The sequence below is a fragment of the uncultured Campylobacter sp. genome (genome assembly GCF_937997595.1).
Taxonomy (GTDB): domain Bacteria; phylum Campylobacterota; class Campylobacteria; order Campylobacterales; family Campylobacteraceae; genus Campylobacter_B.
In genome coordinates, this window is sequence record NZ_CALKTS010000256.1 from 1 (window position 1) to 12,979 (window position 12,979).

Below are 12,979 nucleotides of genomic sequence, written 5' to 3' on the forward strand. Positions count from 1 at the left end.
CGCTGTGGCTACTCATAGTGATAGTGCCCTTTGCCATATACAACCATCTCGTGGTTCTCGGCGAGGAGCGTTACTGCGAGCGAGCCTACGGACGGGAGTATTTGAAGTATAAACGCAAGACGCCGCGATATTTTTTGTTCTTTTAAGAGAACGGCGCGCGATTGAGCTTTAAAGCAGAAGCCTAAATTTAGACGGCATTTTTAAAATTTTAACTAGATTTGCGGACTAATTTTAAAATTCGCTCGAAATTTTAAAGACTGCGAGATATAGGCTTAAATTTAGACTAAATTTAAGCCCGAAATTTCAAATTCGTTCGCTATCTAGGCTAAATTTAAAATGGCGCAGTACTTAAAACGCCATTTTAAATTTACGCTTGCAGGCATTGCAGTGTCTATCAAGCGCGCGACTCCATAAACAGCGAAATCAATTACGACGGCAGCTGCTAAGCGAAGTCCAATTCACGCCCATACCAGCAAGCCGCCTAATTTCCGCTCGCATACGCAGACAGAGTGCTCTGATCCTCAGGAGCGAACCGATCGTCCGAAATAAAGTCCTCCTCGCCCGAAAGCACGCTCATCGCGCTGATACGCGAGATCAGCAGTCGATCCTCGGCGATGTCGGCGCGATCCGAACCGATAGTAAGCGACGTAATCGCCGTGCGCCCGATGACCGCGCGCCTGCCATCCATCGTGCGAAGCCCCCAGATATCGTGCAGCACCGCAGGCTTGCCATCCACCTGCCCTACGTAGAGCATCACGTGGCCGGGCATATACAGCAGGGTTTTATACGCTACGCCGTTTTTGCCGATGAGCTCGAGCTTTTCATCCGCGCTCATCCCCGCCAGCGAAAAACGCTCGCCGCGGCCCGATTGCGCCTTAGAATTTCGCGGCAGCCACAGCCCGAAATTCGCCAAAAAGTCTTTCGTCATAAGCGAGCAATCGCGAAGAAATTTATACCCGCCCCAGCCGTATTTCTGCCCGAGCAGGCTAGCGGCTACGATCTTTGAGTTTTGCTCATCAAGCGGCGCGGGCCAGAGCCTCGCATCCTCCGCGCCAACGAAATATCTCTTACTGCCAAACTGGGTTAAAATTTCGCCGCTAAATACGCTCCGTACGCCGAGCGTGCCGCCAAGATCGCGCTTGCCGCTAAAATCATACGGCAGGATCGTGCCGGTGCGCGCCCTAAAAAGCTCCGCGTTATTTTCGTCATAAACGGCGGCGCCGTCGCGCAGGATCGTTATAAATTTAGAATTTGCGTAGATATCCGCCTGCTGAGGGCTGATGCGCTTTATCGCATCGCTTCTGATCCAGCCCCACACGCCGTCGTTGCGTACGAACGCCCACGCTCCGTCTCTGCTGTAATGCGACAGCAGCATCGGATAGCCCACGCCTACCGCGGAATTTGCAGCGTAATCAAACGGCTCGCCCTCCCCCGGCTCGCTCGGATCGCCGAAAATCGGCAAGTCGCTTGGGATATTTCGCAGCAGCGCATTTTTTACCGTTATAGCGGGCGCAGAGATCAGCCCGAACGCCTCTTCGTTCGCGTTTATGCGGATGCTCTGATAGACCGCGTCGTTATATATCCTGCCCGCGGCGTCAAAGTGACGCCCCTTGGCGTAATTAAGCCCCCAAAACGTATCGATTCCCGCCTTAATCGGCGCATCGTCAAACCAAATTTTAAAATAGCGGCTCTTAAACGCGCTTCCGCTTATGTTTTGTACCGAAGCGGGAGCCGGCAGCCGCTCGCTGTTTTGAGCGTATTCAAGATCCAAAACCGCGGGATTTTCCGGGATAAACTTATGGGTGGCGCAACCTGCAAGAACCAAAGCCGCGAATATGAGAGATACTAATCGTTTCAAACAATGCCTTTTAAAAAATTTTGGCTATAATTTTGCCAAAAAATAGGAAAAAACTTGATAAATTTCATCATCCAGAAGCTAAAAGATCGCAATATTTTCATCACGGGCGGCGCAGGCGTGGGCAAAAGCTACGTAATAAAAGAGCTCATCGAAAACTACCGCACTCGCGGCAAGCTCGTCATCGTTCTGGGTAGCACCGGCATCAGCGCCGTAGAGATCGGCGGCGTGACCGTGCATAGCTTCTTTCGTTTCGGCATTTGCAAAAACCACGAGGAGCTAAAGAGCTTCGATCGCAAACAAAGCGGCAAGCTAAGCGAGCTGCGAAAAATTTTAGCCCTCGCAGATCTCATCGTGATCGATGAAATTTCGATGATCGGCGCCGAGCTTTTCGAGATGATCTATCTTAGAATTTCAAATTCTAAATTTAACGGACGGCTGCTCGTTACGGGCGATTTTTATCAGCTTCCGCCGGTGCGTAAAGAGGGCGAAAGCGCGCCGCGCGCGAGCCTATTTAGCGACTCCGATTACGCCTTCGGCTCGTATGCGTGGAGGCAGTGCGAGTTTTTTTACGTCGAGATGATAGGCTCCAAGCGCACCGCAGATGCGGCGCTATACCGCCTGCTTTGCGAGCTGCGGCTCGGCATCACGAGCGAGCAGACGGCGGAGCTGATGCGATCTTTGATCATCGATGCCGCGCGAGCAGAACCAGATGCCACGATAATCTCGGGCCGAAACGCCGAAGTAGATGCGATAAATAACGCCAGACTAGCCAAGCTTAATGCGCCGCAAAGCAGCTTCGAGGGCGTTTATGAAGCGCTGCAAAGCGGAGTGAGCGAGCAAAAAATTCAAAAATGGATCGCCTCGCTAAACGCGCCGCAAAGTCTGACGCTGAAAGAGGGCGCCAAGGTGCTGTTTACCGCAAACAAAAGCGGCGAGTTTTTTAACGGCGAGCAAGGCGTCGTCGAAAAGATCGAAAAAAGTTCCTGCGGCGAGATCGAAAGCGTGGTCGTAAAAAAGCCCTCTGGCATACTAAGCCGCGTGGGGCTGCAAACATACGAACTAAGCGAGATCGCCGCAAGCGGCGCGGATGCCGAGCAGATCGTGCTGGCGCGGTATTATCAGTTCCCGCTAAAGCTCGCATACGCCATCACGATCCACAAATCCCAAGGCATGAGCATTCCGCAGCTCATCTGCGACATAGACAGGATCTTTGCCAAAGGGCAGCTCTACGTGGCGCTTTCGCGTGCGACGAGCCTTGCTGGGCTGGGCGTGATATATACGCGCGCAGAACCCTTGCTGCGGTATTTGCAGCGCAGCGCAAGCGCAGACGAGGCCGTGGTGAAATTTTATCAAGAGAACGAATTTTATAAAATTTCGGATCAAAAAATTTAAGGAAACGCATGCAACTAGACAGGGCGATAGCGCTAAGTAGAGCCAAACAAAAAAAGTGCATTTGCAAGGTAGTGATGATCTATGCCAAGATAGCATTTTTGTATCTGTTTCCGTTTATAGTGATGTTTTCTATCGATGCGGTATTTAAAACAGACGACGATACGGATTACAAGATGATCGAAGTCTATCTTATCTACGCGGTGCTTTTAATTTGTTACGTTGCTTATATTTATGACGACATTACAGGCACTGCTTACGAGTATAAACTATTTTACAAAAAAGTTTTGGTACGCACGGCGATCTCGCAGGCGTATCCGCAGCTTACTTATTCGCCAGGCCGCGGCATAAGCGCGAAGGAATTCAGGCGAGCAGGGATCTTTGCAAACTCCGATTTTATCAGCGAAGATGAGATAAAAGGCGAATGGGATGGGATAAAATTTAGCCTCAGCGAGGCGATTAGAATCAAAAAGAACTACGATCTGGGCATAGACAATACTTATGTGAAGCTAGCTTCGCTTGCGATGAGCCTATATGATGCGTATATGGATTTTAGCGGTAGCGTGCTGATATGCGAATTCGGCAAGAGATTTTACGCCAAAACCATCTTGGCGAGCCGCGAGCTAAATACAAAAATTTTAGGCGAGAAAGAGCTAATGGACAACGTCATTTTTAATAGCGAATTTCGCGTGTTTGCTGATGACAAGGTCGAAGCTCGCTATCTATTGACGCCTACGTTGATGGAGCGACTAAATGAGCTGAAGCGATACTATTATAAATTTAGCATCAGTGCGGCATTTATGGATAATAAATTTTACCTATTTCTAAACGGCGCGCCGAACCGCTTCGAAATAGAGCTATTTAGCATACCTCCGACAACCGGAACGGCGTATGCTCATCAATACGAACTGGCTGAAATTTTAGAATTAGTAAGCGAGCTAGGCCGCATAACCGGCGAGCTAGAAAGCAAAATTTAATCAGCCCGCATAGTTTAAATTTAACGGGCTAAATTTGACCGCTCTATTGCAGTCCCGCTTCGGCTCTTAGCCGCGCGGCATACATCTCGCGCAGGCGCGGTACGTATTTGCCGACCGCACCGCCGCCGATCGCTCTGCCGTCTGCTTTTACGATCGGCAGCACCATAAGCGTCGCCGCGCTGATAAAGGCTTCATCGGCCTCATAAACCTCGCTCATTCCAAACGCCCGCTGCTGCACGCTAAGCCCTGCCTGCTCGGCAAGGCCTAGGATCACCTTGCGCCGGATGCCAGGCAGTATGTCGTTTGAAAGCGGTCGCGTAATCAGAACGTCATCTTTGATGATAAACGCGCTGGAGCTCGAACACTCAGTAACCAGCCCGTCCTCGATCAAAAAGCACTCATAAGCGCCCGCCTTGTGAGCCTCGTGCTTTAAGATGCACTGAGCTAAAAGCGAGATCGATTTTATATCGCGCCTATGCCAGCGGATCTCGGGCAGGCTTACGATCTCGATCCCCTCTTTTGCGAGCGGATTATCAAAAATTTGCGTATGATAGACGAAAGCAAAGACGCTAGGCTCTATGCCGCGGACGTAATCAAAATCGCGCATCGCCGCGCCTCTTGTGATCTGGGTGTAGAAAGCGCCCTCGCTCACGCCGCCCTGCGCGATGAGCTCATATAAAATTTCCTCATATTTTTCGCGAGAATATGGAATTTTCAGCTCGATCTGTGCGGCGCTACGCTCAAAGCGCTCCCAAAAATCCGCTCTGTCGCAAATTTTAGAATTTACCACGGGCGCTACTTCATAGATGCCGTCTCCGAGCACGAAACCGCGATCAAAAGGGCTTATCGCCGCATCCCTCGCCGCGCAAAACTTGCCGTTAATATAAACTATCTCGTCGCCGCTCATTCCGCTGATTTCAAACATAATCGCTCCTTGAAATTTCGCACCATTTTATCTTATAACAATTTAATTTAAGATATAATGCCGCAAAAATCGAAGGAAACCCTATGGATAAATCAAATTTTAAAGATAGGCTTTTAGAAATTATGTTTCATGTATCGCATAAACCCGTGCTCTTCCGCGATCTACTCGAAGCTAATGCCGAGTTTAACGACGGTATGCTCGTCGATCCTTCGAAGCTAAATTTTAAATTTAACTACGGCAAATCCTACGTGATCTTCGCCTGCTTCGCATTCGTCTGCGTTATGTTTCTGATAACTCTTACGCACGCGATGTTTGAAAAGATCGACTTTCACTTCTCCATTTTATTTACGATCATAGCGACGTCGGCGGTTTTTATCGGCTTTGATTGCTTCAAAGCATGGGCTAGAAAAAAGCTGACCCACGAGCTCATCAAACGCGCTTGGGCGAACCACTTTCTCTATTTTCCTTACGAAAAATACAGCCACATAGTCGAAAATATCTACAACGAAGCGCTCAAAAATGACGTGCCTAGACGCGAGCTAGAACAATACGTGCTAAGCAAAATCGTAGAAGTCGGCGAAAAATAGTTTTAAAATACCGCAAAATTTTATAACGCAAAAAAGCATTACGATCCAAGCAAATTTTAAAATTTTATTGCGAAATATGTGGCACGTGGGCAAGACGTAAAATTCCAGCTCGAAAAGCAAGCGGTATGATGGATAAATTCCAAATCAAATTATATGCCGGTGCTGCAAAAACTGCGCCGTAAATTACGATAGATAAATTTTAATTAAAGTCTATGCTCTCCTGCGCGACATTTCGCTACCGCTAAATTTCACTTCATAAAATTTATCTATTGTTTCTTAAATTTTAATCTTGCACACTTACTACCGATTTAGCAATCCGTATTATGTAATTGAAGTTATGTTTAACTATTTTAGGGTAAAATCACGCAATATCTAAGGGATAATATTAAATTTAAGAAAAGGATAGTTTATGAAGCTACTTTTTTGCATTATTTTTACGCTTTGCAGCGGTGTTTTTGCGGGCAGTTTGGAGCAGATCAGATCTGCCGGAGTCGTTAAAATCGGTGTTCGTGATGGTAGGCCGCCTTTTAGTGATGAAAAAAGTGGTAATTTCGAAGGCTTTGAAATCAACCTTGCAGATGCTATAGCTAAGAGCATATTCGGTGATAAGCGCGGTAGAGTCGAGTTCGTCCCTTTAAACGCCAGCGATAGGATCTCTGCATTACAAAACGATAAGGTAGATCTTGCAGTCGCGACCATCACGATAACGCAAGATAGAAAAAGGCAAATCGACTTTTCTTATCCATATTTTTCGATGAGCCTGGGAGTTTTGACACGTAAAAGCGACGGCATCAAAAGCATAGACGATCTTTCAAACAAAAAAGTCTTAGTAGAGGGTAACGGTACTACGGCAGAAAATTTTTTGTATAAAAATAAAATCCACAATCTAATCCATTGCTCCATTACTACCGAATGCTATGATATGCTTAAGCAAGGCAAAGCCGATGCTTACGTTAACGATAATCTCATTGTACTAGCTTATTCCATTATCGATGATAACTTAGAAGTAGCAATCCAAAATCTAGGCAATCCGGAATTCTTAGGCATCGGAGTGCGCAAAGGCAATACCGAACTGCTTGATCTGATAAATAAAGAGCTTGTTACACTTAGCAAGCAGGGCTTTTTCGAGCGTTCTTATGATGAAACTTTCAAGCCATTTTATCAAGGCGCTGCAGATAAAAAATATTTCTTACTAGATGGGCTCTATGCCATATTTTAGGACGGAATTTAGCAGTGTTTTATCTAACGCCTTCGACTAAAACATCATTTATAATAAGTGGATAATATGCGAAATCCCATTTTAAGGACATAAAATGAAACTACTTTTTATAGCGGCTCTATTTTGTGCGGCGCTTTTTGCAGATAGCCTAGATCAAATCAGACAAAACGGCGTCATTCGCATCGGAGTGCGCGACGATCATCCGCCGCTTTGCGAGTCTAATGGCGGCAAATTTGAAGGATTTGAAATCGATCTTGCAAACGCTATTGCTAAAGAAATTTTCGGCAAAAAAGAGGGCAAAATTGAGTTCATCCCGTTAAGCGTAAATGATAGAATTCCATTTTTAGAGGCAAATAAGCTTGATTTGGTGATCGGTCTATTTAGCATCACCAACGAACGAAAAAGAAAGATCGATTTCTCCCTCCCATACCTCTCCGTAAATTTAGGCGTATTAACGCGCAAAGCCGACGCTTTTACCGATATCGCGCAGCTTCATGATAAAAAGATCGTATTCGAAGGCGACGCGACGGTAGCCGAGAAATTTTTCAAAACCAAGGGATTTAAAAATTTAGGCCATTGCGCTTCGGCTAAGGAATGCTACGAAATGATTCGAAATGGCGATGCGGACGGCTATATAAACGACAATCTCATAGTACTTGCATATTCCGTCATCGATGATACTTTGGAAGTACCGTTTAAAAACCTAGGCCCTAGCGATTTCATCGGCATCGGCGTGCAGAAAGACAACAAAGAACTACTTGATTTCGTCAATGCAGAGCTCATCAAGCTGAGCAAAGAGGGCTTTTTCAAAAAGGCCTACGAGCAGAGCTTTGATCCATTCTATCGCGGTACGGCGGATAAGAAATATTTTCTGCTAGATGGAATTTATAATATGCTCTAAGAGCTTATTTAAATTTTAAGTTCGGCTTTTAGAATTTTAGTAAATAAAATTTCCCGCTTAGTTTGAAGGCGGAAGAGAGATTAAATTTAAGGATTTGCCATGAAATTGCTTCTTGCAATGTTGCTACCATTTATCGTTGCTTTCGCCGATAGTCTGGAACAGATCAGATCAAAAGGCGTCGTTCGCATCGGTGTTTACGACGGACAGCCTCCTTTTAGTGAGCTAAACGATGGAACTTTTGAGGGCTTTGAAGTTACGATGGCACAGGCCATAGCAAATGATCTTTTCGGCGAAAAAGGCGGCAGAATCGAGCTTGTACCGATGAAGGTCGAGGATAGAATTCCAGCTTTAGTAAACAACCGCGTAGATATCGTCATCGCTACGATTACCATTACGCCTGAACGCGCGCAGCAGATCGATTTTTCAACACCGTATTTTTCGGTAAATCTTGGAGTTTTAACCCGCAAAGCCGATAGAATAAAATCCTTAGCCGATCTGCGAGAGAAGAGAATTTTACTCGAAAGCGGCGGTACGGGCGAGGCATTTTTTAAACAAGAAGGTTTTGGAAATTTTACATTTTGCAAGATCGCCAGAGAGTGCTACCGCATGCTAAAAGACGGCGACGTGGACGCCTACGCGACCGATAATCTCATCGCAATGGCATATCCGGTAGTCGATAGCGAGGTAGAAGTGCCGCTTAAAACTCTAGGCAAGCCCGATTTCATGGGTATTGGCGTGCAGAAAGGCAATAAAGAGCTACTGGATTTCGTCAATGCAGAGCTTATAAAGCTAAGCAAAGAAGGCTTTTTTGAAAAGGCATACGAGGGAACTTTTAATCCATTTTATCACGGCGCTGCGGATAAAAGATATTTCTTGCTAGATGGAATTTACAGCTTCTTGTAGGATTTGCGGCTTATTTTAAAATTTATCACGCAAGATTTATCGCGTAAATTTTATCTCCTGCTTGCTATGCTTTAGCTATTGCAGCGGGGATCACATAAAATTTATCGCGCAATCTTGCTCGTTTAAATTTTTCAAAAAAGCTTTTTCGCGGGCGAAACGGCATTTATATAAAATTCCGCTCGTTTAAAATTTATCCTGCATAAATTTTACCGCAGCTTGAATTGCCAGAATTAACTTAGCTCAGATTTTTATTATTTCAAATTTTACTAAAGATCCTCTTGCTGGGATTTTTTCACCACTTACAATCCGCTCAAAATGCCCCCTAAAAAAGGGTTAAATTTTACAGTCAAGAATTTATTCTGCGTAAAGAGTGGATTTTTTACTACTTAAAATTAAAACGTAGCCCCCTCTGCCAAAAACCGATCAGCGCTTCTTTAAAATTTCATATTGCAAACTGATCTATTTTTATGTATAATCGCAAACTTTACGAATTTCAAAGGATCAATATATGAAAAAATCCATCTGCTCCTCTATGCTTAGCCTCGCAGCGGTGCTCGCACTAGCACCCGCACAAGCGCTTTGCAATGCAGATTCTAATCCGCCGCTTATCCACACCCACAATAATCTATATTCGGCGGGATTTAGCGGCAATACTAGCGGCAGCGGAAGCACCAGCCCAAATGGCAATATTACGACGATTACGGGCGTTGCAAGCGGCGGGACGGATTATTCCGGCAGCGTGATTTACGGCGGAGGAAGCGGCGACGGGATCGCTGGCTTTACCGAGTTGAATTCTGCTTCCAACAATAGACTTACGATTAGAGGCACAAACGCCTACGTGGGTATCGCAATAGGTGCTGAGGCCAAGGGCGTATCGGATAATTACGTGAGCTTGGAAAACGGCTCTAAGGTAAATTTGGTCGTGGGCGGGCAAGGCATAGCGGCGTCAAAAACGGGCAACGAAGGCGAAGCGACGCGAAATCAGGTTTTTGTAAAATACGGCGCCGAAATTACGGGAAATGCCGATAACTTCGGCGGTAGCTCAAATAGACATTATAATATCATCGGCGGCAGAAGTGGAGCGGATAAAAAAGCCTCCTCCAACGCCGTAACGATCGACGGAGGCACTATCGGCAACGGCTCCGTTACGAATGTAATCGTGGGCGGTATAGTAAGCGGCGGCGGCGATGCCGTATCAAATAGAATAACTATCAAAGGTGGCACATTTAGAGGGAGCTTCGATATATTCGGCGCGCAATCCTCCACAGGGCAAAGTAACTCTAATAGCGTCAATATAACGGCGCCTTATTACGGCGGCACAAGCACTATTACTTTAAGCGGTAGTGGTAGAATTTGGGGCGCAGCGGGCGGAAGCGGAAACTCTAGCGCAAACTCCGTATCCATAAGCGCAAAGCTAAAAGCGCAAAATTACCAAGTAATCGGCGGCCAAGCAAATAGCGCTAGCGTAATGAGCGCAAATCGCGTAGAAATCAACAACGACTATGCAATCGTAGGCAGCGTCACAGGCTCTTTGGGCGGCGCCTCAAGCTCGCGAAGCGTAGTTGATCTTTACAAAGGTACCGTAAAAGGTGATGTCGCGGCAGCAAGCGGCATTGCAGGCGAATCGGATGGCGATAGAGTTACTCTAGGAGCGTCAGACTCCAACAAAGGCGTGCATATCGGAGGCAATGTCTATGGCGCACGTGCAGGAAGCGTCAAAAATGCGGTCGTTTATATCAATAAAGAAAGAACGACGATAGCAGGAGACGTCTATGCAGGCTATGCTACAAGCGGCAGCGTCGAGAATAGCAATGTAAATTTTAGAGGCGGCACGATAAGCGGTACAATCTACGGCAGCAATAAGCCTACGGACAAAACTAATACCTTACATATAGAAAATTGGGTCGGCGGCGGCATTAAAAAAGCCAAGGATATTAAAAATTTCGGCTCTATAAATTTTCACGATCTATATTCCACTACCCAAGTCGATGCGCCTCTTACTCTAACCACTAGCGGCAATACGAATTTAAACGGCACAAAGATAGAGGGTATAAAATCAGATCTTGGCGAAGGAAAGTACTATCTGATACATAATTCAGGCGGCGGCACGATTACTAGAGCCGCACAAACCGTGCAAGATAATCAAATTTATACGATTACCGACAAAGACCACTATCAGATCACCGGCACCACGATCGAGGTCGAAAATAGTAAGAATTTAATCATGCAAAAGGGCACGCTAACTCGCTCTTGGATAGACCCCAACTTCGATCAAAGCGAGCTAATACAAAATCAAAATTCTAACAAGGCCGCAGGCGCCACTGAGTTATTCGGAAATAAAGGCAACACCGTAATAGTAAAGGAAAATGCAGGCAATCTAGGCGGCAAAAACATAAGCTCGGGCAGAGACGATGCTACCGACGGAAGCAATAGCGTCCACGATAACTACGCCAAGATCAAGGGCGGAAGCAGCATAGGCGAGATCGACGGCGGGTATTCAAATTCCGCTACCCCACAAGAAATTTATAATAACCACGTAACCTTCGAAGCAAGCGGAATAGACGTGGGGTATGTAAATGCGGGCATCACCCACAGCAGTAGCGGCGGCGGAAACATCCACGACAATAGCGTAACTACGAATGCTACGATAATCCGCAATAGCATTTACGGCGGCAATACTAGCAACGGAGAAGCCAAATCCAATATCGTAACGATAAACAACGGCAGCGTAGGAGCAATGGCGGTAGGCGGCAAGGGAAACAGCGCGATTTCCAACACCATAACTCTCAACTCGGTAAACGTAGGCGGAAGCGTATACGGCGGAAAGGCTAGCGGCACCGCCTCCTCCAACACTGTAAATTTAAACGGCAACACGCAGATCGCCAGCAATGTCTACGCAGCGGAAGCCGCTAGCGGCAGCAACAACGTAGTAAATTTCAGAAGCGGCAGCGTAGCAGGCACGATATACGGCGCATCTAGTGCAAACGCTAGCAATTCGGGCAATAGCCTAAATATCCTATCTTCAAACTCCGGCAATGGCCTAAATGCAGGGAATTTTGCAAATTTCAATAAATTGGAATTTAACCTAGCCTCCCTTAGCGAGATTGAAAACGACGCTCCGTCAAATACTAAAAGGGCTTTAAGCTTAACCGGCTCCGACAATACCAACCTAAGCGGTACCGATATATTCGTAAACTCAGCAAGCGAATTTAACGCTTTAAACAATGCAAGCTATCCAGATGGCGATAATAAGAAATACACACTTGCCTATAAAAGCGGAGGCGGTAAATTTACCGGATATGATCCGCGCTTTAAAGATAAAGGCTACGTAACTCAGCTAAATAAAAACTATGTCATAAAGGATGCCGATACCTTTAGCAGAAACATAGGCGGTATGCATATAAGCGAGGATGAGCGGGAGCTTTATATCCAAAAGCTTATTAAGACCAACGAGAGCATAAATGGGGATTTCGATGCGGATGAGCTACAGAAGTATCTAGGTGCCGGCGGTCTTAACGGAAACAATATAGATATAGGAAAGGCCGGGGAAGATAAGGACTTTAACGCTAGAAATATCCACGCAGCAGGCGCAAATAATACGTTAAATTTTATCAGCGGTCATAATGTAGGCGTAATAAGCGCAAGCGGCGGCGGCAACATACTGAATATAGGAGCAAGTAATAGCTCTCCTGCGGCAGTAAATTCCTTAAGCGCTAAAAATATTAGCGGCTTTGACAGGCTAAATTTTTTCCTTCCTAGCTCTATTAGAGCAGGTGATAGCGTGCTTAATCTAACCGATCCTACCGCTAACACAGATTTAAGCAACGTCGGCAATATCACGGCTTATATCAGCGGAGTAAGCGGCCCGTTAAGTCCAAGTAGCGAGATTCATCTAATCAATAAGCAAGGAAGCGGCAGCCTTATAGCTCCTAACGCAGCCAATATGCACGCAACGCTAAATGTAGGGGTAAGCCTAAGCTATAGCCCTAAAATTTATCAAAGCGGCAATTATCTAAATTTAGGCTTTGATGTTTCCTCGGCTCCTAGCGCGCGCGTAAGCTCTAATACTAAATCCTTCGCCGAAACCCGTGCTGCAAGCTTAGCTAGCCTAAAGAGCGGAAGCGAGTTAATCACCAACTACCTAGATAAGCTAATACCGGATGGTCATTTAGAGCTATTTCCTTTTGCTATAAGCGAAGCTTATGATCTAAGACATGAGA

Annotated in this window: 9 protein-coding genes; 7 read left to right on the forward strand and 2 right to left on the reverse strand. The window is 46.1% G+C overall.

Annotated features, from left to right (window positions below; all coding sequences use genetic code 11):
* Nucleotides 1-481 precede the first annotated feature (481 nt).
* Entirely contained in the window at nt 482-1,858 is a 1,377-nt protein-coding gene (locus tag Q0614_RS08515) for an SH3 domain-containing C40 family peptidase (protein WP_298788015.1), read from the reverse strand.
* Between the two features lie 54 nt (nt 1,859-1,912).
* On the opposite strand from Q0614_RS08515, the gene Q0614_RS08520 reads away from it, so the two are divergent.
* Together Q0614_RS08520 and Q0614_RS08525 are read left to right on the forward strand one after the other, a co-directional pair.
* Nucleotides 1,913-3,250: an AAA family ATPase gene (locus tag Q0614_RS08520; protein ID WP_298788017.1), complete on the forward strand. Its 1,338-nt coding sequence runs from the start codon at nt 1,913-1,915 to the stop codon at nt 3,248-3,250.
* Between the two features lie 8 nt (nt 3,251-3,258).
* A complete protein-coding gene (locus Q0614_RS08525; protein WP_298788019.1) occupies nt 3,259-4,224 on the forward strand; it encodes a DUF3137 domain-containing protein in 966 nt (321 codons plus the stop codon).
* 43 nt (nt 4,225-4,267) lie between these two features.
* Here the strand turns inward: Q0614_RS08525 and Q0614_RS08530 are convergent, their stop codons facing one another.
* Nucleotides 4,268-5,149, reverse strand: a complete 882-nt coding sequence (locus Q0614_RS08530; RefSeq protein WP_298788021.1) for an aminotransferase class IV — start codon at nt 5,147-5,149, stop codon at nt 4,268-4,270.
* Nucleotides 5,150-5,232: 83 nt separating this feature from the next.
* On the opposite strand from Q0614_RS08530, the gene Q0614_RS08535 reads away from it, so the two are divergent.
* The 5 genes from Q0614_RS08535 to Q0614_RS08555 all read left to right on the forward strand — a co-directional run.
* Nucleotides 5,233-5,736, forward strand: coding sequence for a hypothetical protein (locus Q0614_RS08535; protein WP_297997681.1), 504 nt, complete (start codon nt 5,233-5,235; stop codon nt 5,734-5,736).
* Nucleotides 5,737-6,145: 409 nt separating this feature from the next.
* Nucleotides 6,146-6,955, forward strand: a complete 810-nt coding sequence (locus tag Q0614_RS08540; protein ID WP_298788022.1) for a transporter substrate-binding domain-containing protein — start codon at nt 6,146-6,148, stop codon at nt 6,953-6,955.
* A 94-nt stretch (nt 6,956-7,049) separates the two neighbouring features.
* Complete coding sequence (locus Q0614_RS08545; RefSeq protein WP_298788023.1) at nt 7,050-7,856, forward strand: transporter substrate-binding domain-containing protein; 807 nt, start codon at nt 7,050-7,052, stop codon at nt 7,854-7,856.
* Between the two features lie 99 nt (nt 7,857-7,955).
* Nucleotides 7,956-8,759 (forward strand): transporter substrate-binding domain-containing protein, encoded by an 804-nt coding sequence (locus tag Q0614_RS08550; protein WP_005870746.1) that lies wholly within the window; start codon nt 7,956-7,958, stop codon nt 8,757-8,759.
* Nucleotides 8,760-9,267: 508 nt separating this feature from the next.
* Nucleotides 9,268-12,979 (forward strand): hypothetical protein (locus Q0614_RS08555; RefSeq protein ID WP_298788025.1); only part of this gene is annotated, 3,712 nt, incomplete at its 3' end.

Bases quoted from the DNA above. Each gene is read 5' to 3' on its own strand.
- Q0614_RS08525 (WP_298788019.1), top strand. From the start codon at position 3,259: ATGCAACTAGACAGGGCGATAGCGCTAAGTAGAGCCAAACAAAAAAAG.
- Q0614_RS08530 (WP_298788021.1), bottom strand. From the start codon at position 5,149: ATGTTTGAAATCAGCGGAATGAGCGGCGACGAGATAGTTTATATTAAC.
- Q0614_RS08535 (WP_297997681.1), top strand. From the start codon at position 5,233: ATGGATAAATCAAATTTTAAAGATAGGCTTTTAGAAATTATGTTTCAT.
- Q0614_RS08540 (WP_298788022.1), top strand. From the start codon at position 6,146: ATGAAGCTACTTTTTTGCATTATTTTTACGCTTTGCAGCGGTGTTTTT.
- Q0614_RS08545 (WP_298788023.1), top strand. From the start codon at position 7,050: ATGAAACTACTTTTTATAGCGGCTCTATTTTGTGCGGCGCTTTTTGCA.
- Q0614_RS08550 (WP_005870746.1), top strand. From the start codon at position 7,956: ATGAAATTGCTTCTTGCAATGTTGCTACCATTTATCGTTGCTTTCGCC.